Below are 22,804 nucleotides of genomic sequence, written 5' to 3'. Positions count from 1 at the left end.
TTGCGTGTCAGCCGTTCCTTAACAATCAAACAGATGGCGATGGTTTCTGCCGTCACCATGCTGTTTGTACTGCTCTTCTGCGTAATTTTGCTGTTTCATTCCGTACAGCAGAATCGCTATAACACGGCTTCGCAGTTAGAAAGTATCGCCCGCTCGGTGCGCGGCCCGCTCTCTGCCTCTATCCTGAAAGGGGATATTCCCGAAGCGGAAACCATTTTAAAACGCATTCAGCCTGCCGGCGTCGTGAGCCGCGCCGATGTGGTCTTGCCCAACCAGTTTCAGGCGCTGCGGATGAGCTTTATCCCGGAGCGTCCCGTCCCGATGATGGTGATGCGCCTGTTTGAACTGCCGGTGCAAATTTCGCTGCCCGTTTATTCGCTCGAACGCCCTGCCAACCCGCAGCCGCTGGCCTACCTGGTATTACAGGCGGACTCCTACCGCATGTATAAATTCGTCATGAGCTGGGTGGTTACGTTAGTGACCACTTGCTTACTTATGACGCTTATTCTCAGCGTGGCGCTCACCTGGTGCATTAACCGGCTGATTGTTCATCCGCTGCGCCGTATCGCCCGCGAGCTGAATACGCTTGCGCCGCAGGATCAGATGGGGCATCAGCTTGAGCTCCCGCGTCTGCATCATGACGATGAGATAGGTATGCTGGTGCGCAGCTACAACCTCAACCAGCAGCGCATCCAGCGCCAGCAGGATGAGTTAAACAGCAGCGCCACGCGCTTCCCGGTGTCGGAGCTTCCTAATAAAGCCTTCCTGATGGCGATGCTGGAGCAGACCGTTGCCCGTCAGCAAACTACGGCGCTGATGGTTATCGCCTGTGAAACCCTGCAGGACACGGCTGGCGTGCTCAGGGAGAGCCAGCGCGAAATGCTGCTGCTGACTCTGGTCGAAAAAGTGAAGTCTGTCCTGGCCCCGCGCATGGTGCTGACCCAGGTCAGCGGTTACGACCTGGTGGTGATTGCCAACGGCGTAAAAGAACCCTGGCATGCGATCACTTTAGGTCAGCAAGTACTCACTGTCATTAATGAGCGGTTGCCCATTCAGGGTATCCAGCTTCGTCCAAGCGCCAGTATCGGTATTGCGATGTACTATGGCGATTTAACGGCAGAGCAGCTTTATCATCGCGCGTTCTCGGCGGCATTCACCGCCCGGCGCAAAGGCAAAAATCAGATCCAGTTCTTCGCGCCGGAAGAGATGGAAAAGGCGCAGCAGCGCCTGACGGAAGAGAGCGACATCCTGACCGCGCTGGATAACCGCCAGTTTGCCCTCTGGCTACAGCCGCAGGTGAATTTGCAGACGGGAGAAGTGAAAAGCGCCGAGGCACTGCTGCGCGTGCAGCAGCCGGATGGCTCATGGGAGCTGCCGGAAGGGCTGATTGAGCGCATTGAGTCCTGCGGCCTGATGGTTACCGTCGGCTACTGGGTGCTGGAAGAGTCCTGCCGTCAGCTTGCCGCCTGGCAGGAGCGCGGCGTGACGCTGCCGCTGTCGGTCAATTTGTCTGCCCTGCAGCTTATGCACCCGACCATGGTTTCAGAGATGCTGGAGCTGATCCATCGTTACCGAATCAAGCCTGATACGTTAACTCTTGAAGTGACGGAGAGCCGACGCATCGACGACCCTAATCAGGCGGTCGCGATCCTGAAACCGCTGCGTAGTGCCGGCATTCGCATCGCGCTGGACGATTTTGGCATGGGGTACGCCGGGCTGCGTCAGCTTCAGCACATGAAAACCCTTCCGGTGGATGTGCTCAAAATTGATAAAGCGTTTGTCGACGGTCTGCCGGGCGACAGCAGCATGGTGCAGGCGATTATCCAGATGGCGCGCAGCCTCAATCTGCATCTTATTGCCGAGGGAATTGAAACCGAAGCGCAACGCGCCTGGCTGGCAGAGGCGGGCGTGGAGAGCGGACAAGGCTTCCTTTTTGCCCCTGCTGTTCCTTCGGATGTCTTTGAAGAACGATACCTTTCTGGTGCTGACAATAACGCAAAAGTGTAATTTTGTTGCTGGCTTGTGCGAGCCAGCTCAAAGTTCTTAACATTTGTGTTTCAAATTTGAACTGAGTTTATTTCTGTCCTGTTATGTGGGTGTTATTTTAAAGCCGCAGGTTAACCATAACCTTACAAAGCCTGTGGTTTTTCTTCCCAAGGACACCTTATGAAAACCTCACTCTTCAAAAGTCTTTATTTCCAGGTCCTGACAGCCATCGCCATCGGTATTCTGCTGGGTCACTATTACCCTGAGCTGGGCGCGCAAATGAAACCGCTTGGCGACGCGTTCGTTAAGCTCATTAAAATGGTCATCGCTCCGGTGATCTTCTGTACCGTCGTGACGGGCATCGCTGGCATGGAAAGCATGAAGGCGGTCGGTCGTACTGGTGCAGTGGCGCTTCTCTATTTTGAAGTGGTCAGTACCCTTGCGCTGATTATCGGTCTGATCATCGTCAACGTGGTGCAGCCGGGCGCGGGGATGAACGTAGACCCGTCAACGCTGGATGCCAAAGCGGTCGCGGTGTATGCCGAGCAGGCGAAGGATCAGGGCGTGGTGGCATTCCTGCTGGACGTAATCCCGGGCAGCGTCATTGGCGCGTTCGCCAGCGGAAACATCCTGCAGGTTCTGCTGTTTGCCGTGATGTTTGGTTTTGCCCTGCACCGTCTGGGCAGCAAAGGCCAGCTTATCTTTAATGTGATCGAAAGCTTCTCGCAGGTTATTTTCGGCATCATCAATATGATCATGCGCCTGGCGCCGATCGGTGCTTTCGGGGCGATGGCCTTTACCATCGGTAAGTATGGCGTCGGTACGCTGGTGCAGCTGGGTCAGCTGATTATCTGCTTCTATATCACCTGTATACTTTTTGTGGTTGTGGTGCTGGGGTCCATCGCCCGCGCGACGGGTTTCAACATCTTCAAATTTATCCGTTACATCCGTGAAGAGCTGCTGATTGTTCTGGGGACCTCCTCTTCAGAATCGGCGCTGCCGCGTATGCTCGACAAGATGGAAAAGCTGGGGTGCCGTAAATCGGTGGTCGGGCTGGTGATCCCGACGGGCTACTCCTTCAACCTGGACGGCACCTCGATATACCTGACGATGGCGGCCGTGTTTATCGCTCAGGCGACCAACAGCCATATGGATATTTTCCACCAGATTACCCTGCTGGTGGTGCTCCTGCTCTCTTCTAAAGGCGCGGCAGGGGTGACGGGCAGCGGATTTATCGTGCTGGCTGCCACCATTTCCGCTGTGGGTCACCTGCCGGTGGCGGGTCTGGCGTTGATTCTCGGTATTGACCGCTTTATGTCTGAGGCGCGTGCGTTAACCAACCTGGTGGGTAACGGCGTGGCGACGGTAGTGGTGGCGAAATGGGTGAAAGAGCTGGATCACAAAAAGCTCGACGATACTCTGAATAACCGTTCAACTGACAGCAAAAATCCTGGCTTAACCTCTTAATCTTGTCACAAATGCCCGTATTCCCTTGTCGGGATGCGGGCTCCTGCGCATAATAACTGTTCGTACCTGTCATAATTCGACAAGATTTTTTTTGGGTATATTTCACTTCTGACCGTGACGTTTTGCCGAACGCGCGGTCTAATCGACGTGTTTTCATCGTCATCTTTAAGAGTGAAGCGCGTCGCGAAACACTCTTTTTTAACCAGGAATGTTGATCAGGGGTTCACATGCAGGGCACAAAAATTCGACTCTTAACCGGCGGTTTGCTGATGATGGCAGCAGCCAGTTATGTGCAGGCAGATGCGCTCCAGCCAGACCCGGCCTGGCAACAAGGGACATTAGCGAACGGTTTTCAGTGGCAGGTTTTAGCCACTCCGCAACGTCCCAGTGACCGTGTAGAAATCCGTCTGTCCATTAATACCGGTTCCCTCGCGGAAAGCACTCAGCAAACCGGTTTTAGCCATTTTATTCCCCGGCTGGCGCTCACGCAGAGCGGCAGCCTGCAAGCGGTTCAGGTGCGTTCGCTTTGGCAGCAGGCCATCGATCCGAAACGCCCACTCCCTCCGGCGGTGGTCTCGTATGACTACACCATGTTTAACCTGAGCCTGCCTAATAACCGTAACGATCTGCTAAAAGAAGCGCTTACGTATCTCTCCGATGCCTCTGGCAATCTGGCGATTACGCCGGATACCGTCAACTATGCGTTGAGTAACAGCGACATGGTGGCGACCTGGCCTGGAGATACCAAAGAGGGCTGGTGGCGTTACCGACTGAAAGGCTCGACGCTGCTGGGACATGACCCGGCCGAACCGCTGAAACAGCCTGTCGATGCCGAACAGGTAAAATCGTTCTACCAGAAGTGGTACACCCCGGACGCCATGACGCTGATCGTGGTGGGTAACGTGGACAGCCGCGCGGTGGTGGAGCAGATCAACAAAGCATTTGGTGATTTGAAAGGCAAGCGTGAAACGCCAGCCCCTGTTCCGACGCTCTCTCCGCTGCGTGCAGAGCCTGTCAGCATTATGACGGACGCCGTGCGTCAGGATCGCCTCTCCGTCATGTGGGATAACGCCTGGCAGCCCATCCGCGAGTCCGCGGCGATGCTGCGCTACTGGCGTGCCGATCTGGCGCGTGAAGCGCTGTTCTGGCACGTTCAGCAGACGCTGAGCAAGAACAACGTGAAGAATATCGGTCTTGGCTTTGACTGCCGCGTGCTGTTCCAGCGTGCGCAGTGCGCCATCAACGTTGAGTCGCCGGGCGATAAGCTGAATGCCAATCTGGGCGTGGTCGCAAAAGAACTGGCAAAAGTGCGTAAAGAGGGGCTTTCCGAAGAGGAATTCAACGCTCTCGTGGCGCAGAAAAAACTTGAGCTGCAGAAGCTGTTTGCGACCTACGCTCGCGCCGATACCGACATTCTGATCAGCCAGCGTATTCGCTCTCTGCAGAACCAGGTGGTGGACATTGCGCCGGAACAGTACCAGAAACTGCGTCAGGACTTCCTGAACGGTCTGACCGTCGATATGCTCAATCAGGACCTCCGTCAGCAGCTGTCGCAGGAGATGGCGTTGATCCTCCTGCAGCCGAAGGGCGAGCCGGAATATGACATGAAGGAACTTCAGAAAACCTGGGATTCTATTATGGCTACCGCGCCGCAGCCAGTGCAGGCCGCCACGTCCGATGATTTACATCCGGACGCGACGGATATTCCGCAGGGGCAGTAATGCTTAAACATTCCCTCTCCCTGTGGGAGAGGGTTAGGGTGAGGGCATCAGCCCGCACCTGACTTAAACAGGCATCGCCTCGCGCGGAATAATCGCCCCTCGATACTGAATCACCGTGCTGGCCGTCAGGTGACCACGCTGTGCCGCCGCTTCCGGCGTTCCACCCATCAGCCGTACTGCCAGATAGCCCGCGCTGAATGAATCACCGGCCGCCGTGGTATCAATCACTTTCTCTTTGGCAAGCTTCACCGCCGGCACGTCAACCAGCGCTTCGCCCGCCACCGCGACCAGGCATGAATCCGCCCCGCGCTTAATCACCACTTCGCTCACGCCTGCCGCCTGCGTGCGTGCAATCACCTCCTCTACCGGTTTCTCACCCCACAGGGCGTCTTCATCGTCGAGCGTGAGGAAGGCGATGTCGGTGCACTGCAGCATCTGCTGATAGACCTGCTGCGTCTCTTCGCGGCTGGCCCACAGGCGCGGGCGGTAGTTGTTATCGAAAATAACCTTGCCGCCGTTTGCACGGCATTCTCGCAGCAGCGAGAGCAGCTTTTCACGGCTGGTAGGGCTCAGGATCGCCAGGCTAATGCCGCTCAGATAGAGGTAGTCAAAGGTCGCGAGCTCTTCGCAGATGGCCGCTGCCGCGTCGCTCTCCAGCCAGAATTTGGCCGCGGCTTCGTTACGCCAGTAATAAAACGTGCGTTCGCCGGTGCTGTCGGTTTCGATGTAATAAAGCCCAGGGAGGCGGTTCTCCATACGCTGAATCAGCGACGTTTCAACATGTTCACTCTGCCAGGCCTCCAGCATTTGCTGGCTGAAGCTGTCCGTGCCCAGGGCGGTCACGTAGTTCACGGTAAGCGCCTCAGGTGCAACCTGACGGGCAATATAAACGGACGTGTTTAACGTATCGCCACCAAATCCGCGGCTGACTTCCGCGCCTTTTTGTGACAGCTCAATCATGCATTCGCCAATCACGGCAATTTTTTTGGACATAGTCGTGAACCTGAACAGAAGAATTATCAGCAGTGTGCGCTGAGTGAATTAACCGGTCAACTATATTAAAACAACGTTCCATTATTTTATTTGAGCCAGCGCGTGTTCCCGCGCATTTCTGTCATCTTAATTTCATTTTCCCGGTGAATTGAACATAAAGTTCTCAATTGTCGCGCCGATAATCCTGTGACGAGTCCAGAAAGGCTATCCCAACAACAGGACATCTGAAATGAAGTCAGAGCAGGTTATCCAGCGGCTGAGCACTACGCCTGAGGCAAGTATTGAGAACTTGCAGGAGCATCGCTACTGGCTGCAATGTGAGCGTGCGTACACCTATCAGCCGATCTACCGAACAGATGGTCGACTGATGGCAATTGAAATTTTGACCGTCGTTACGCATCCCTCAAACCCTACTCAGCGCATCGCGCCGGATCGCTATTTTGCCGAAGTTGCCGTTCGCCAGCGTCTGGACGTGCTGGAAGAGCAGCTTCGTATGCTGGCGACGAAGCAACCTTTTTTCGAACAGCACGATATCCTCGCCTCAGTAAACGTCGATGGTCCAACCCTGCTGGCGCTGCGTCAGAACGCAAAATTGCAGGAGCTGATCGCCACCCTGCCGTGGATGCGCTTTGAGCTGGTGGAGCATGTCCGCCTGCCGCAGAATTCCTCGTTTGCGTCGATATGCGAATACGGCCCGCTGTGGCTGGATGACTTTGGCACCGGCATGGCGAACTTCTCCGCCTTGAGTGAAGTACGCTACGATTACATCAAAGTGGCCCGCGACCTGTTCATTATGCTGCGTCAAACCCCGGAAGGGCGGAATCTGTTTACGCTGTTATTACAGCTGATGAACCGCTATTGCCAGGGCGTGATTGTTGAAGGTGTAGAAACACTGGAAGAGTGGCGTGATGTGCAAAACTCCCCCGCAGCGGCGGCGCAAGGCTATTATCTCTCCCGCCCGGTACCCATGGATCGCCTCGATAGCGTTATAACGACCCTCTGATAAGCCCGCTTCCCTTTGTCTGGACTATAGTTTTACAGGACAGGTCATCAGGAAAGGGGATAAAAATGACGAGAACAACCAGGGTAATCTCCTGGACAGCAGGGATTTTCTTGTTGTTGATCGTGGTCGTCGCCATCATTATTGCGACGTTTGACTGGAACCGTCTCAAGCCGACCATCAACCAGAAAGTCTCAACCGAACTGAACCGCCCCTTCGCCATACGCGGTGATTTAGGGGTGGTGTGGGAGCGTCAGAAAGAGGAGCCCGGCTGGCGAAGCTGGATCCCCTGGCCACACGTCCATGCCGACGACATCATTCTCGGCAACCCTCCGGATATCCCGGACGTCACCATGATCCACCTGCCGCGCGTTGAAGCCACGCTGGCTCCTCTGGCGCTCTTCACCAAAACGGTCTATCTGCCGTGGATCAAACTTCAGCAGCCCGATGCGCGTCTGATCCGACTTTCAGAAAAAAACAACAACTGGACGTTTAACCTTGCCAGCGACAGCGAAAAAGATCCGAATGCCCAGCCTTCCTCCTGGTCATTCCGTCTCGACAATATTCTTTTCGATCGCGGACGGATCGCCATCGACGATAAGGTCAGCAAGGCGGATGTGGAGATCCTCGTCGATCCGCTGGGCAAACCGCTACCGTTTAGCGAGGTCACGGGCACGAAAGCAAAAGGCGACGCGGCAAGCGTGGGTGACTATGTCTTCGGCCTGACGGCAAAAGGACGCTACAACGATCGGCCTCTCAGCGGTAAAGGGAAAATTGGCGGCATGCTGGCGCTACGGAGCGAAGGCACGCCGTTCCCGGTTCAGGCGGACTTCCGTTCCGGTAACACCCGCGTGGCGTTCGTTGGCACGGTCAACGACCCGATGAATATGGGCGGCGTCGATCTTCAGCTTAAATTTGCCGGCGATTCGCTGGGCGAGCTGTATGAACTGACCGGCGTGCTGCTGCCGGATACCCCACCGTTCGAAACGGACGGGCATCTGGTTGCCAAAATCGACACCGAAAAATCGTCCGTTTTTGACTACCGGGATTTCAACGGCCGCATCGGCGACAGTGATATTCACGGCACGCTGACCTACACCACCGGAAAACCGCGCCCGAAACTGGAAGGGGATGTTGAGTCCCGTCAGCTGCGTCTGGCCGACCTGGGCCCGCTAATTGGCGTGGACTCGGGTAAAGGGACCAAGTCGAAAGAGGTCAAAAAGGATGTTCAGCCTGCCGGCAAAGTGCTGCCATACGATCGCTTCGAAACCGACAAATGGGACGTGATGGATGCGGATGTGCGCTTCAAAGGCGGAAAAATTGAACATGGCAGTACGCTGCCGATCAGCAATCTTTCGACCCATATCCTCCTCAAAAACGCTGACCTGCGCCTGCAGCCGCTGAAGTTCGGCATGGCGGGCGGGACGATTTCCTCGAATATTCATCTGGAAGGCGATAAAAAGCCGATGCAGGGAAGAGCGGAGATCCAGGCGCGTCGATTGAAGCTGAAAGAGCTGATGCCGAATGTAGAGCTGATGCAGAAAACCCTCGGTGAAATGAACGGTGATGCCGACATTCGCGGCGTGGGGAACTCGGTGGCGGCGCTGCTGGGCAGCGGCAATGGTAACCTGAAGCTGCTGATGAACGACGGGCTGGTGAGCCGAAACCTGATGGAGATCCTGGGGCTGAACGTCGGTAACTACGTCATCGGGCAAATCTTCGGTGATGACGAGGTGCGGGTGAACTGCGCGGCGGCCAATCTGGATCTGGTTAACGGCGTGGCGCGTCCGCAGATATTTGCCTTCGACACGGAAAACGCGGTGATTAACGTGACCGGGACAGCCAGCATGGCCTCGGAGCAGCTTGATCTGACGATTGACCCGGAAAGTAAGGGGATCCGCATCATCACCCTGCGCTCGCCGCTTTACGTGCGCGGAACCTTCAAAAACCCGCAGGCGGGCGTGAAGCCCGGACCGCTGATTGCGCGCGGTGCGGTGGCTGCGGCCCTGGCGACGCTGGTCACCCCGGCCGCAGCGCTGCTGGCGTTGATTTCGCCGTCTGAGGGCGAAGCGAATCAGTGCCGGACTATTTTGTCGCAGATGAAGAAGTAGCTCCCTTTCTCCCTCTCCCTGTGGGAGAGGGCCGGGGTGAGGGCATCAGGCCGCAGTGAATTACAGAGCCTGGTGCTTCGTCTCGTGCGTCAGCAGCAGCGCAATCAGCGTCAGCGCCGCCATGGCCGCCAGATAGACGCCCACATAGAACAGACCATAGTTCGCCTGCAGCCAGGTGGCGATATACGGCGCAACGGACGCGCCCAGAATAGAGGCAACGTTGTAGGAGAACGACGCGCCGGTATAACGCACTTCCGTCGGGAACAGCTCAGGCAGCAGCGCGCCCATCGGGCCGAAGGTCAGCCCCATCAGGCTCAGACCAATCAGCAGATAGGCCATCACCAGCGCCGGACTACCTGAACCCAGCAGCGGCGGGAAGACGAACAGAGCAAACAGAACGATCAGCGTGGTGATCGTAATCATGCTTGCACGACGACCAAATTTATCCGCAAGCAGGCCCGCAATCGGAACCATCACGCCAAACCCGATCACCGCCATCATCAGCATCCACAGCACTTCGTTACGCGGCAGCCCCAGGCCAACCGGCGCGGCGGCGGTACTGAACGTCATGGAGTAGACGGTCATAATGTAGAACAGCGTATAGGTTGCCAGCATGATGAACGTGCCCAGTACGGTCACGCGGACGTGTTTGGTCAGCAGCGTACCCAGCGGCACTTTCACCTGCTTGTTCGCCGCGGCCACTTTCGCAAAAACAGGAGTCTCATGCAGCGAAACACGCACATACAGGCCAATCAGCACCAGCACGGCTGAGAAGATAAACGGGAGACGCCAGCCCCAGCTCATGAACTGTTCATCCGTCAGCAGCCACGAAAGCAGCAGGAACGTCCCGTTGGCAAAGAAGAAGCCAATCGGCGCGCCCAGCTGCGGGAATGAACCGTACAGCGCGCGCTTGCGCGCCGGGGCGTTCTCGGTGGCCAGCAGCGCCGCGCCGCCCCATTCACCGCCCAGCCCCAGACCCTGACCGAAACGCGCCAGCGCCAGCAGGACCGGCGCCAGAATGCCGATGGTTTCATAGGTCGGCAGCAGACCGATGGCTACGGTGGAGATGCCCATCGTCAGCAGCGAGGCCACCAGGGTGACTTTTCGGCCAATGCGATCGCCAAAGTGTCCAAACAGCGCAGAGCCAATCGGACGCGCAACAAACGCGATGGCAAAGGTCGCCAGAGACTGCAGCGTGGCCGCCGTCGGATCGCCCTGCGGGAAGAAAATATGCGGGAAGACGATGACCGCGGCGGTGGCATAAATATAAAAGTCGAAGAACTCAATGGCGGTGCCAATCAGCGAGGCGACGACAACTTTATTGCGCGAGTTTACCGGAACGTTTTCCGTTCCTGAGTCGAGTGTGGTGGCTGTTGCTTGCATAATATTTTCTTATTTTTGTCGAACGAAAGGCCATATTACGCACAGCAAAAGCGACATTTCAATCTGTAACAAAGCCGCGCGCTGGTGATAAAAGCAACAAAAAGCGGATAATTTTCAGGCCAGCGAAAACACGTCTATGAAATGCTTCACAGATTTTAAATATTAGTCAATTAAACTGGTTTTCGGTTAAATAAAAGTTACGGACTGGATTTATATGCTGAAATGATGAATCGGGCTGAAATTTCAGCCCGAGAGCAGGGCTAGCGGTGCGTTTTACCGGGCATTCGCGTGTCGCCTTTGTATTCGGCGGTGGCAATCCATGCCGCGCAGAACAGGGTCAGGCGCGCGAAAAAGTAGAAGAAGGCCATCAGTCCCAGCACCGAGCCAAACGCCGCGCCAGAAGGGGATTTCACCAGCGACGGCAGCGTGTAGGTCATCACGATTTTGATCACCTCAAAGCCGATCGCCGCAATCAACGTGCCGCGAATCAGCGCCTTCTTGCGCGGACGATGGCGGGGCAAGCGCCAGAAGATCCAGAAGAACAGCAGGTAGTTGGCAAAGATGGAAATGGCCAGCCCAATGCCGCGCCAGGCGGGCTTCAGCCATTCGATGTAATCAAGGTAGAGCGCGGAGATGATCATCTGCTGCGCCGAGCCCGCCACGGAGGTAATGGAAAGCGTCACGATCAGCGCGACGAGCAGGCCAATCAGCGAAACAAAATCGCGGAGATACTTCACCCAGATTTTCTCCTCGTCCTGCGGCTTACGCTCCCAGACGTCGCGCGACTGGGCGCGGATGGCCTCGCGCAGGTTGCCCATCCAGTTAACGCCGGAGTAAAGCGCAATCAGCAAACCGACGATACCCACGGTGATACGCTGCTGAACGGCGGTATTGATGGTGCTCTTGAGGGTGCTGGCAAGGGTCGGGTCACTGACGTTATTCAGGATTTTATTGAAGATATCCTGCAGTAGCGTCGGGTGCGACGCGAGCACAAAACCGGCTGCCGCAAACGACACCATCAGGATTGGGATCATCGACAGGAAGGAAAAATAGGTGATGGCGGCACCAAACTGGTTCCCCATGCGGTCATTAAACCGTTCTGTGGCGCGTATCAGGTGCGCAATCATGGGAAACTGCTGAATTCTCGCGGCGATGCCGGTGACGGTCCCCAGCGCTTTGCTGGCGGTGCCTGGCGTTTTGGCCTCTTCTGGCCCGGTTTCCATCTTTTTGACGGGTTCATACTCTAAATGTTGGGTGGGTCGTTGCGGGTTGTTTTCCGGCGTCACGCGCATTTTCCTTTTCGTTGAGCTGGATGTGTTTTTGAATTATAGCTTGCGGCTAGTCCACGTAAGCTTTTGTGAGTTCGGTAAGCCACTCCATGAACAGATGGACCCGGCGGGAGAGGTTGCGGCGGTGAGGGTAAATCAGGGAGACGGGCATCGGTTCGGCCCGGTATTGCGGGAGGATCTCAATCAGTTTCTTCGCGCGCAGTAAATCGCGCACCCCAACCCGCGGAACCTGAATAATGCCCAGCCCGGCGAGACAGGCAGCCTGGTAAGTTTCCGTGCTGTTGACGGTTAACACCCCGCCCGTTTTAATCCACTGCGTCGCACTGCCGTTATAAAACTCAAAGCCCTGCGGGCGGGTTCCCAGCATCGCGGCGTAGTGGATCACGGCGTGCGAGCCTAAATCGTCCAGGGTTTCCGGATAGCCAAATCGCGCCAGATAGTCCGGGCTGGCGCAGTTAATCACCGACAGCTTGCCCAGCGGACGGGCAATCAGCCCTGAATCCTTCAAAGTGCCGACGCGCACCACGCAATCAAAACCTTCGCGGATCACATCCACCAGACGATCGCTGCTGCTGAGCTCGAGTTCAATGCCCGGATAGTGCTGCAGAAAAGCAGGCAGTTTGGGGATGACTAAATTTCGAGCAACGCCGACGGGCATATCCACGCGGAGCCGACCGCTGATGCTGGAGGGATCGTGCTGAAACATACCGTCGAGTTCATCAAGGTTTGCCAGCAGATCTTTCGCCCGTTCGTAATAGACCATGCCGTCCTGCGTCAGGCTGACGCGGCGCGTGGTGCGGTGCAATAGCTGGGTGCCAAGCCGGTTTTCCAGAGCCTGAATTTGCCGCGAGACGCTGCCTTTCGGCAGGGTTAATGTTTCGGCCGCGCGGGAAAAACTTTCCAGTTCCGCGACGCGGACGAACAGCTGCATTGCGTGAATTTTATCCATAGAGGAAGCTCATTGTTGTTTCTGGTGAAACAGTGAAGCGTTTTAACCCATCTTTATTGATTTTCTATCACCTAATAAGCTCTTTCTCAATCTCCTTAACAGCCAAAACGAGGTTTATGATGAGTGAACGTATCGCATTAGTGACGGGTGGTAGCCGTGGTCTGGGCAAAAACGCTGCGTTAAAGCTGGCGGCAGACGGCACGGGAATTGTCCTGACATACAACCGTAGCCAGCAGGAAGCGCTGGATGTTGTGCATGAAATTCAGCAAAAAGGCGTCAACGCAGCGGCATTACAGCTCAACGTCGGTGATATCACGAGTTTTGATCATTTTGCCCGACAGCTTCAGGAAACCCTTAAGACCGTCTGGCAGCGCGAAACCTTTGACTATTTATTGAACAATGCCGGAACGGGTTTATACGCGCCCTATGCCGACACGACGGAGGCTCAGTTTGATGAAGCGCTGAACATTCATTTCAAAGGACCTTTCTTCCTGACCCAGCGCCTGCTGCCGCTGCTTAACGACGGGGGTCGTATCCTCAACGTCTCCAGCGGGCTGGCCCGTTTTACCCAGCCGGGCTCAGGGACCTACGCGGCCATGAAGGGGGCGATGGAAGTGCTGACGCGTTATCAGGCGAAAGAGCTGGGCGCGCGCGGAATTTCCGTCAATATCATTGCGCCGGGCGCGATAGAAACTGACTTTGGAGGCGGACGCGTGCGCGACAACGCGGAGCTGAATCAGCTTCTGGCCTCGCAGACGGCGCTGGGACGGGTGGGGCTGCCGGACGATATTGGCGATGCCATTGCGGCACTGCTCAGCGATAAGCTGGGCTGGATGAATGCGCAACGTATTGAAGTATCAGGCGGTATGTTCCTGTGATACACGGGCTTAGGGCGAAGGAGCCCCTTAAGGAAACCCTTAGTATGGATGTGTCTGCATACTGACAGTGATAAAGAACGCAGGCAGCCATAGCCGATAACCCATTTTCATCACGATATTTCTCCAGAGAAAGACCCGGATGTTTTTTTATTAACGCAGCGGCCGCTGAGAATATTTTCAGCGAATGACGTTTGATATTCGTTTCCTCTTAATAGTGACATTAAAGAGGAAACGACGTCCGGGAAATATCTGCTAAAAAGCGGTTGGTCAGGAATTATTATTCAGGTATTCCTGCTGTAATAAACCAAATAGCCAGTCATTTTGCCAGCGCCCCGCAAGGTAATAGCTTTCGCGTAATTCACCTTCCAGGCGAAAGCGGGCTTTTTCCAGCAGGCGTCTTGACGCGACATTTCCCGCGGTGACGGTGGCGGTGAGTCGCCGTATACCGCCCTGATGAAAAGCGTAATCGCAAAGCGCTTTCAGGGATTCAAAGCCGTAACCTTTCCCCTGCGCCTCGGGTGCGAAAAGGAAGCCCACTTCTGCGCAGTCCTCCTCCCGATGAATATACCCGGTAACGCCCAGCGGGGCCTGTGAGGCGGTGTCACGTACGACGAGACAAAGCCAGTGGGCGCTGCCCGGTGCCCATGGGGCCAGGCGCGAATCAAACGCCTCGCGGATCGCCGCGACGGGACGATCTTCCGCCACAAAGCGCATCACGTCCGGGTGCTGCTGTAGCGCCAGAAAAAAGGGCCAGTCTTGTTCCTGAAGGGGCGAACAGGTCAGGCGAGAGGTAATTAAAACTGGCATTCAGATTCTCCTGAAACATTTTAAATCATTTTAGGGTTGTCACTTTATTTCAACAGAAAGTCAGGTATGGTTAACCGCGTATAAATAAAAAGAATAAAGGGCGTTTCGTGCCCATTCCGGATGTCTTCGTTGTCGCTTAAGGAAAACAATGACTCTCAGCACATCACATCATATTCGCGAACAGTTTGAACACTGTCTGGCGGTCATTCGCCATGCGTCGGTGGAAATTTTACTCCTTCTGAATGTACATGCTTCTGAGGGCAAAGATCCACGCTGGTTCCTGGAACAACTCGACAGCGCGCGATTAGCTCTGGGCGGCTGGGGAGCCGTTGCGAAAAAACTCAACCTGAATGATGCCGAGATGTCGGAATTTACGCTCCAGCTGCGCCTGCTGCAGCAGCGCGTTCCGCAGTATGAAAGCGGACAGGATGTGAGTGAAAACCAGCTTATTGCGGCGATGCGGTTTGTGACCGCTCTGGAACATCTTCGCCTGCAGCAGCCGCTGTTGACCTACAGCACTGACCTGGCACCGGGAAGCGAACTCCAGCAGCAGCAGGCGCACAAGCAGGTACGCGCGATTGAGCTGATGATTAAAGGGCTCATCCAGCAGGCCTGGCCCGATCAGGTGCGGCTGAACAACCATCTCAAGACCCTGTTTAACGCTGACCGCGTGCGGCGCTGGCTGAAGCTTGGCGAGATCAATGATGTCCTCAGCGGCATGATGTTCAGCGAACTGGCGCAGATGCTGGTGGATAAAAAAGAGTTCAGCCGCTATTACGCTTCGCTGTTCAGCGACCCGTCCATGCTGACGCTGCTGGTTGAACCGCGCAAAACGCTGCAAACCTTCCTCGATGACATTCGGCAAATCCGTAACAACATCACCGTCCAGAAAACGTTAAGCCCGGCGCAAATCCAGCTGCTGGATAACTACTACGCGCAGATCGCGCGGCCCGTTCAGCGCGCGTTTGAAGAGGGGAGAACGCGCGTCAATCCGGCCGGATTCATGGCGGTAGATGCCAGCGAATTGCATACCTTCTGGGAAAAGGCGCAGAAAATGGATCGGGTCACCGGTGGGGATCTGTTTGAAGTCCGTGACACCATTGAAAAGCCGACCCAGCGCGCGCCGCGTACCCCCGAACAACGCGAGCAGCTCATTTCCGGTGTGCTATGGGGGGCGGTTGGCGTCATGGTGATTGCTATCGTGGCGGGGGGCTTCTGGCTGGTGACCAGCAGCAAACCGCAGCCTGCAACCGCCAGCGCGGCTGAAGCGGCTTCTCCGCAGGAAATGCGCGAGACGCCTTCTTCGCGCGAAACGCTCACGCGCATGGGGGTCACCTGGGACGAGAATAATTTCCGCTCGGCCATTAACCGCAACGATACCCGCGTGACCCTGCTGTTTTTGCAGGGCGGCATGGACTGGAAGCTCTCCTGGACCGAAGAGGCGATGTCGGCAGGCTATGACGATGTGCTGGAGTTGATGTTACGCTACCGGCAGAACATGGTGGAAGAGAAGCCGTGCCGTCGCTTCATCAACACGCTCAGCCACGCCATGTCGAACGGCGAGTCTCTGACCTCGGTACGTAAAGAGTATCTCAAAGCTTTCTGCACCGTTCCTGCGGTGGTGAAACGCCAGCAGCACGATCTCGACATGGCCACACGCCGCGCGCAGTCGCAGCCGGATGCCACCACGAAAAAATGGCAGTCCATTCAGACTGCCATTTATGAGGTGATTCGCTAACATTTTCCCCTCACCCCAGCCCTCTCCCCATAGGGACGAGGGAGATGAAGAGCGCACCGTGCAGTCCCCTCTCCCCTATGGGGAGAGGATTAGGGTGAGGGTGAGGGCACCAGACCGCACCCCGCTTAAGGCTCCCCATACAACCCAATCAGCCGCCGCACCACGCCGTTCGTCCAGCCGAAACCGTCCTGCAGCGGATACTCACCCCCGCCGCCTTCGCGCGGCGTGCTGCTGGCGATGTGATACTTCTCAATCAGCTTGTGATGCGTCTTATAAAAATGGTTCACCGTATGCAGCCAGCTCCAGGCGATCTCATCGCCCAGCGAGTCGTTGCCGTACTGCTTGAACCCCTGAATCGCCATCCACTGCAGCGGCGCCCAGCCGTTGGGTTTATCCCACTGCTCGCTGGTTTCGTACTCGGTCGCCAGAATTCCACCTGGGGTCAGCAGCCGCGATTTGACCGCATCAGACAAACGTTCTGCCTGCTCGTGCGTCGCCATTCCAACATACAGCGGCACAATGCTGGCGGCAGAAAACAGCGCCAGCTCTTCGCGTCGCCAGTCGTAATCGCGGTAGCAGCCGCTCTCCTCGTCCCACAGATAGCGGTTCACCGCCGCGCGGCGATCGTTGGCTTTCTGGCGGAACGCCTCTGCCGTCTCTTTATCCCCTTTCGACGCGGAGATGTTGGCGATAGCGCTTTCCAGCTTGAACAGGAAGGCGTTCAGATCGATGGGGATAAACTGCGTCGTGCGGATGCTGGCGAGCCGCGACGGATCGCGCAGCCAGCGGGACGAGTAATCCCAGCCGGACGCCGCACCCGCGCGCAGGTCGCGATACACCTCATTGGGCGGACGACCCGAGTGGCGGGCAGTTTCCACGTCCTCAATCCACGATTCGTCGCGCGGGGTATCACGGTCGTCCCAGTAGCGGTTGAGCAGTGAACCGTCCGGCATGCGCACGGCGCTGCGGTAGGCCTGGTTAAGCAGCAGCGACTCCGCGCCGTCCATCCAGAAGGCGTACTCCATTTTGAGGTGATCCAGATAGCGTTTCGCACCGCGCACGCCGTCCTCCTCGAACAGCTCCACCATCAGGGCAAAGACCGGCGGCTGCGAGCGGCTGAGATAATAGGTGCGGTTGCCGTTGGGGATATGCCCGTAGCGTTCAATCAGCCAGGCAAAGTTGTCCGCCATACACTTGAGCAGATCGTTACGGCCACTCTCCGCCAGCCCCAGCATGGAGAAATAGGAATCCCAGTAGTAGGTCTCGCTGAATCGCCCGCCGGGGACGATATAGGCCTGCGGCAGGGCCAGCAGGGAAGACCAGGGAATATGATCCTGCGGCTCGCGCGTCAGCACCGGCCACAGGTTATCAATGTGCTCTTTCAGGGAGAGTCCCGGGTCGGAGACATATTCTGTGCCGTACGTTTCCGGCATCCAGAAGTGGTTCTCCACAAACTGGCGCAGGTCGAAATCCCGGTGGCGTCTGACCTTGCGGTAGCGGATCAGGATATCTAACGGATCCATCTTCGGCGCGCAGTCGGGGAAGGTTTTACTGTCCGCAAACAGCCGCGTCGACTGCACATGCTCGAACAGTTCAAGATAGCGGTCTGCGGGCGTCAACGCATCGGAGGCGGGGAGCCCCTCGATCATTTCGGGTTCCGGCTCCGCCTCAATCATTTCATCCAGTTTCAACTCGCAGGGATCGGTCTCGTAGCGCAGCTCTTCTGCAATCTCGAACTCGATGTTCTCGGTAGCCTGTAGTTTCTGGTTGAACATGGTGATAGGGACCTCCGGTTGTGTGTTCAAAAGACAGGTTTATCCGGGCGTCTTATAAGCGTAGACATTCGCTTCGGTAGATGGGGAGGGAAATGTGCGGTAGATCACTATTTTCAGAGCATTCGTTTTGCAACGATTTATGAATGTTAAAAAAATGCCCCTCAGGAGAGGGGCATCAGGATTAACGCATAGTAACAAACTCTTCCGCGGCCGTCGGGTGGATGGCCACCGTGTTGTCGAAGTCTTTCTTGGTTGCGCCCATCTTCAGCGCCACGGCGAAGCCCTGCAGGATCTCGTCCATACCAAAACCGATGCCGTGGATACCGACAATCTTCTCTTCCGGACCGACGCAGACCAGCTTCATGCGGCACGGCTGACGGTGAGAGGTGACGGCGGTGTACATCGCGGTAAATGCCGATTTATACACTTTCACCTGGTCGTCGCCGTACTGCTCACGCGCCTGCGGCTCGGTTAAGCCGACGGTGCCGATTGGCGGGTGGCTGAAAACCACGGTCGGGATGTTGCTGTAGTCCAGATGCTCGTCCGGCTTGTTGTTGAACAGGCGCTCGGAGAGACGACGACCCGCCGCAACGGCGACCGGCGTCAGCTCAACCGCGCCGGTGTTGTCGCCGACCGCATAAATGCCCGGTACGCTGGTGTTCTGGAATTTATCGACGACGATATAGCCTTTTTCGTCGGTTTTTACGCCCGTCACGCCCAGGTTGAAGTTATCGTTCGCAGGTTCACGGCCAATCGCCCAGATCAGGCAATCGACGGTCTGGCTGCGGCCATCTTCCAGCTCAAGCGTCAGGCTGCCGTCCGCGTTTTTCACCACCGCTTTTGGCACGGCGTTGGTGTGCAGGGTCGGGCCTTCGGTGTTCATCACTTCAACCAGCGTATCGACAATCAGCGGGTCAAAGCTGCGCAGCGGCGCGTGTTTACGTACGAACAGGTGTGCTTCCGCGCCCAGGCCGTTAATCACGCCGGCCAGTTCCACCGCAATGTAACCCGCGCCAACAACGGCAACGCGTTTTGGCAGGGCAGGCAGTTCGAAGAAACCGTCGGAGTCGATGCCGTATTCCACGCCCGGGATGTTCGGGTGGCTCGGACGACCGCCGGTGGCGATCAGGATGTGATCGGCGGTGATCGTCTCGCCGTTCACTTCGATCGTTTTCGCGTCCACAAAGCGGGCGAAACCGTGGATAACGTCAACGTTATTTTTACCCAGCACGTTGTCGTACGAGGTGTGAATGCGGTCGATGTAGGCGGTACGGCTGGCGATCAGTTTTTCCCAGTCGAAGTGGTTGATGGTGGTGTCAAAGCCGTAGTCCGGGCCATACATATGGATAGCTTCACGGATCTGCGCCGCATGCCACATCACTTTCTTCGGTACACAACCCACGTTCACGCAGGTGCCGCCCAGCGCTTTGGCTTCAATCAGCGCGCACTTCTGGCCGTACATGGCCGCACGGTTGATGGAGGCGATGCCGCCGCTGCCGCCGCCGATGGCGATGTAGTCATAATGCTTAGTCATAGCTTTTGTCCTTAATCGTGAATTGCCGCGATTGTATACCTGAAATCAATAGTTTCCACCGATGGCTGCGATTACTCCGGCACGATCCAACTGACGGTGGCGTGGCCTGTACCCGCTGGCACCAGCGTTTTATGCAGCCACGGCAGCACGTTGTTCATCTGCGCTTCAAGCTTCCACGGCGGGTTGATCACAATCATGCCGGAGGCGGTCATGCCGCGCTGATCGCTGTCAGGGCGTACCGCCAGCTCGATCTGCAGGATCTTACGGATGCCGGTCGCTTCCAGGTCTTTGATCATACGTTTGATTTGCGCGCGCAGCACCACCGGGTACCACAGGGCATAGGTGCCGGTAGCAAAGCGTTTGTAGCCTTCGTGGATACCGGTTACCACCGCCTGATAGTCGGTTTTGATTTCGTACGGCGGGTCGATCAGCACCAGGCCGCGGCGGGAAACCGGCGGCAGCTTGGCTTTCAGCTGCTGGTAACCGTCGGATTTTTCCACGCGGGCGCGGCTGTCTTTCTGAAATTCGGAACGCAGTAGCGGGTAATCGCTCGGATGCAGTTCGGTCAGCTGGAGGCTGTCCTGCTCGCGCAGCAGCTGGCGAGCAATCAGCGGTGAGCCAGGGTAGTAGCGCAGCTGGCCGTTACGGTTGAAGTGATTCACCACGCCGATGTACGGCTCCAGCTCGGCAGGCAGGTCGTCCTGCTGCCAGATGCGGGCAATCCCTTCCAGATATTCACCGGTACGCTCGGCATGCTCGCCGCTCAGCTGATAACGGCCCGCGCCCGCGTGCGTGTCCAGATAGAGAAACGGCTTCTCTTTCTCTTTGAGCGATTCGATGATCAGGCTCTGAACGGTGTGTTTAAGGACGTCGGCGTGGTTGCCTGCGTGGAAGCTGTGGCGATAACTGAGCATGGATGAATGTGTTCCAGGTAGTAAACGTAGACCCGATTAGCGTAGCGCCATCGGGCAAAAATAGAGCGTATCGCCACAGTATACAGAAAAGTTTCCACTGCCGCGAAAGCGCAACGTCCGGCATTGAAATCCTCTACACTTAACCCCATTCTAGATCCCATATGCACAGCGCCGGATGCGCGCTTCATTCACCTATTTCAACAGGACAGCGTTTATGACCAATCCATTACTGACGCCTTTTTCGTTGCCGCCGTTTTCTAAAATCCTCCCTGAGCATGTGGTTCCAGCCGTTACGCAATCGCTGGACAACTGCCGCGCGGCGGTAGAAAGCGTGGTAGCGCAGGGCGCGCCGTACACCTGGGAAAATCTGTGTCAGCCGCTGGCCGAAGTGGACGACGTGCTGGGACGTATCTTCTCCCCGGTGAGCCACCTGAACTCGGTAAAAAACAGCCCGGAACTGCGCGAAGCCTACGAACAGACCCTGCCGCTGCTCTCTGAGTACAGCACCTGGGTCGGCCAGCACGAAGGGCTGTACAAAGCCTACCGCGACCTGCGCGACGGCGACCACTATGCCGAACTGAGCACGGCGCAGAAAAAATCGGTCGATAACGCCCTGCGTGATTTTGAGCTGTCCGGGATTGGCCTGCCAAAAGAGAAGCAGACCCGCTATGGCGAAATCGCCGCGCGCCTGTCCGAGCTGGGCAACCAGTACAGCAACAACGTGCTCGACGCCACCATGGGCTGGACGAAGCTGATTACCGACGAAGCTATGCTTTCCGGTATGCCGGAAAGCGCGCTGGCGGCGGCAAAAGCCCAGGCTGAAGCGAAAGAGCAGGACGGTTTCCTGTTAACGCTGGATATCCCGAGCTATCTGCCGGTGATGACCTACTGCGACAACCAGGCCCTGCGCGAAGAGATGTACCGTGCGTACAGCACCCGCGCCTCCGATCAGGGGCCGAATGCCGGTAAGTGGGACAACAGCCCGGTAATGGCGGAAATCCTCGCCCTGCGTCACGAGCTGGCGCAGCTGCTGGGCTTCGAAAACTACGCCGATAAATCCCTCGCCACCAAAATGGCGGAGAACCCGCAGCAGGTGCTCGACTTCCTGACCGATCTGGCGAAACGCGCCCGTCCGCAGGGTGAGAAAGAGCTGGCCCAGCTGCGCGCCTTCGCGAAAGCCGAGTTCGGCGTGGACGAGCTGCAGCCGTGGGATATCGCGTACTACAGCGAAAAACAGAAGCAGCACCTCTACAGCATCAGCGACGAGCAGCTGCGCCCGTACTTCCCGGAAAACAAAGCCGTTAACGGCCTGTTCGAAGTGGTAAAACGCATCTACGGCATCACCGCCAAAGAGCGTACCGATATCGACGTCTGGCACCCGGACGTGCGTTTCTTCGAGCTATATGACGAGAAAAACGAACTGCGCGGCAGCTTCTACCTCGATCTCTACGCGCGTGAGAACAAGCGCGGCGGGGCGTGGATGGACGACTGCGTGGGTCAGATGCGTAAAGCCGACGGTTCTCTGCAAAAGCCGGTCGCCTACCTGACCTGTAACTTCAACCGTCCGGTAAGCGGCAAACCGGCGCTGTTCACCCACGACGAAGTGATTACCCTGTTCCACGAGTTTGGTCATGGTCTGCACCATATGCTGACCCGCATCGAAACCGCAGGCGTGGCCGGTATCAGCGGCGTGCCGTGGGATGCCGTCGAGCTGCCAAGCCAGTTTATGGAAAACTGGTGCTGGGAGCCGGACGCGCTGGCGTTTATCTCCGGTCACTATGAGACCGGCGAGCCGCTGCCGAAAGAGCTGCTGGATAAAATGCTGGCGGCGAAAAACTACCAGGCGGCGATGTTCATCCTGCGCCAGCTGGAGTTCGGCCTGTTCGATTTCCGCCTGCACGCCGAGTTTAGCCCGGAGCAGGGCGCGAAAATCCTTGAGACCCTGGCCGAGATTAAAAAGCAGGTTGCCGTTATTCCAGGGCCAACCTGGGGCCGCTTCCCGCATGCCTTCAGCCACATCTTCGCAGGCGGCTACGCGGCGGGCTACTACAGCTACCTGTGGGCCGACGTGCTGGCGGCAGATGCCTTCTCCCGTTTCGAAGAAGAGGGGATCTTCAACCGCGAAACCGGCCAGTCGTTCCTCGATAACATCCTGACCCGCGGCGGGTCTGAAGAGCCAATGGTGCTGTTCAAACGCTTCCGCGGACGCGAGCCGCAGCTGGATGCGATGCTTGAGCATTACGGGATCAAAGGCTGATT

General features: G+C 56.8%; 16 protein-coding genes and 1 pseudogene. 8 read left to right on the top strand and 9 right to left on the bottom strand.

Annotated elements, in window-relative coordinates; translation table 11 throughout:
* The 3 genes from hmsP to WM95_RS24375 all read left to right on the top strand — a co-directional run bounded on the left by hmsP (position 1) and on the right by WM95_RS24375 (position 5,174).
* A complete protein-coding gene (gene hmsP / locus WM95_RS24385) occupies positions 1 to 2,007 on the top strand; it encodes a biofilm formation regulator HmsP (RefSeq protein ID WP_063408133.1) in 2,007 nt (668 codons plus the stop codon).
* Between the two features lie 159 nt (positions 2,008 to 2,166).
* Positions 2,167 to 3,453, top strand: a complete 1,287-nt coding sequence (locus WM95_RS24380) for a dicarboxylate/amino acid:cation symporter (protein WP_023309587.1) — start codon at positions 2,167 to 2,169, stop codon at positions 3,451 to 3,453.
* Positions 3,454 to 3,680: 227 nt separating this feature from the next.
* On the top strand, positions 3,681 to 5,174 hold the full coding sequence (locus WM95_RS24375; protein ID WP_045355918.1) for a M16 family metallopeptidase: 1,494 nt from the start codon (positions 3,681 to 3,683) through the stop codon (positions 5,172 to 5,174).
* A 63-nt stretch (positions 5,175 to 5,237) separates the two neighbouring features.
* Here the strand turns inward: WM95_RS24375 and WM95_RS24370 are convergent, their stop codons facing one another.
* Positions 5,238 to 6,167, bottom strand: coding sequence for a sugar kinase (locus WM95_RS24370; protein ID WP_063409078.1), 930 nt, complete (start codon positions 6,165 to 6,167; stop codon positions 5,238 to 5,240).
* Positions 6,168 to 6,396: 229 nt separating this feature from the next.
* Between WM95_RS24370 and pdeH the strand changes: the two genes are divergently transcribed.
* Both pdeH and WM95_RS24360 read left to right on the top strand, forming a co-directional pair.
* Positions 6,397 to 7,170, top strand: coding sequence for a cyclic-guanylate-specific phosphodiesterase (pdeH, locus tag WM95_RS24365; protein ID WP_047743415.1), 774 nt, complete (start codon positions 6,397 to 6,399; stop codon positions 7,168 to 7,170).
* 65 nt (positions 7,171 to 7,235) lie between these two features.
* A complete protein-coding gene (locus WM95_RS24360; RefSeq protein ID WP_063409079.1) occupies positions 7,236 to 9,278 on the top strand; it encodes an AsmA family protein in 2,043 nt (680 codons plus the stop codon).
* Between the two features lie 60 nt (positions 9,279 to 9,338).
* On the opposite strand, the gene WM95_RS24355 is transcribed toward WM95_RS24360, so the two are convergent.
* The 3 genes from WM95_RS24355 to WM95_RS24345 all read right to left on the bottom strand — a co-directional run bounded on the left by WM95_RS24355 (position 9,339) and on the right by WM95_RS24345 (position 12,899).
* Entirely contained in the window at positions 9,339 to 10,661 is a 1,323-nt protein-coding gene (locus tag WM95_RS24355) for an MFS transporter (RefSeq protein WP_047173982.1), read from the bottom strand.
* 260 nt (positions 10,662 to 10,921) lie between these two features.
* Positions 10,922 to 11,947 (bottom strand): inner membrane protein YhjD, encoded by a 1,026-nt coding sequence (gene yhjD, locus WM95_RS24350; protein ID WP_088545058.1) that lies wholly within the window; start codon positions 11,945 to 11,947, stop codon positions 10,922 to 10,924.
* Between the two features lie 52 nt (positions 11,948 to 11,999).
* Complete coding sequence (locus WM95_RS24345; RefSeq protein ID WP_045404754.1) at positions 12,000 to 12,899, bottom strand: LysR family transcriptional regulator; 900 nt, start codon at positions 12,897 to 12,899, stop codon at positions 12,000 to 12,002.
* Between the two features lie 119 nt (positions 12,900 to 13,018).
* Between WM95_RS24345 and WM95_RS24340 the strand changes: the two genes are divergently transcribed.
* Positions 13,019 to 13,777 (top strand): SDR family NAD(P)-dependent oxidoreductase, encoded by a 759-nt coding sequence (locus tag WM95_RS24340; RefSeq protein WP_023309579.1) that lies wholly within the window; start codon positions 13,019 to 13,021, stop codon positions 13,775 to 13,777.
* Positions 13,778 to 13,874: 97 nt separating this feature from the next.
* Here the strand turns inward: WM95_RS24340 and WM95_RS27930 are convergent.
* Positions 13,875 to 13,973: pseudogene (locus WM95_RS27930) on the bottom strand (lysozyme); the annotation flags it as partial.
* A 71-nt stretch (positions 13,974 to 14,044) separates the two neighbouring features.
* The gene (locus WM95_RS24330; RefSeq protein WP_048976958.1) at positions 14,045 to 14,584 is read right to left on the bottom strand and encodes a GNAT family N-acetyltransferase; all 540 of its coding nucleotides are present in this window, start codon (positions 14,582 to 14,584) and stop codon (positions 14,045 to 14,047) included.
* Positions 14,585 to 14,732: 148 nt separating this feature from the next.
* Between WM95_RS24330 and WM95_RS24325 the strand changes: the two genes are divergently transcribed.
* Positions 14,733 to 16,322, top strand: a complete 1,590-nt coding sequence (locus WM95_RS24325) for an STY4199 family HEPN domain-containing protein (protein ID WP_063409081.1) — start codon at positions 14,733 to 14,735, stop codon at positions 16,320 to 16,322.
* A gap of 125 nt (positions 16,323 to 16,447) precedes the next feature.
* On the opposite strand, the gene WM95_RS24320 is transcribed toward WM95_RS24325, so the two are convergent.
* The 3 genes from WM95_RS24320 to WM95_RS24310 form a co-directional block, all read right to left on the bottom strand.
* On the bottom strand, positions 16,448 to 18,097 hold the full coding sequence (locus WM95_RS24320; protein WP_029740255.1) for an alpha,alpha-trehalase: 1,650 nt from the start codon (positions 18,095 to 18,097) through the stop codon (positions 16,448 to 16,450).
* A gap of 181 nt (positions 18,098 to 18,278) precedes the next feature.
* Complete coding sequence (gorA, locus tag WM95_RS24315; RefSeq protein ID WP_045355924.1) at positions 18,279 to 19,631, bottom strand: glutathione-disulfide reductase; 1,353 nt, start codon at positions 19,629 to 19,631, stop codon at positions 18,279 to 18,281.
* 71 nt (positions 19,632 to 19,702) lie between these two features.
* A complete protein-coding gene (locus WM95_RS24310) occupies positions 19,703 to 20,545 on the bottom strand; it encodes a 23S rRNA (adenine(2030)-N(6))-methyltransferase RlmJ (RefSeq protein ID WP_059446306.1) in 843 nt (280 codons plus the stop codon).
* A 214-nt stretch (positions 20,546 to 20,759) separates the two neighbouring features.
* Between WM95_RS24310 and prlC the strand changes: the two genes are divergently transcribed.
* Positions 20,760 to 22,802, top strand: coding sequence for an oligopeptidase A (gene prlC, locus WM95_RS24305; RefSeq protein ID WP_047743420.1), 2,043 nt, complete (start codon positions 20,760 to 20,762; stop codon positions 22,800 to 22,802).
* Positions 22,803 to 22,804 lie beyond the last annotated feature (2 nt).

This window comes from Enterobacter cloacae complex sp. ECNIH7 (assembly GCF_002208095.1).
GTDB classification, from domain to species: domain Bacteria; phylum Pseudomonadota; class Gammaproteobacteria; order Enterobacterales; family Enterobacteriaceae; genus Enterobacter; species Enterobacter cloacae_M.
Note: the sequence above shows the minus strand (reverse complement) of the source record. Positions and strands in the feature narration are given on the sequence as shown.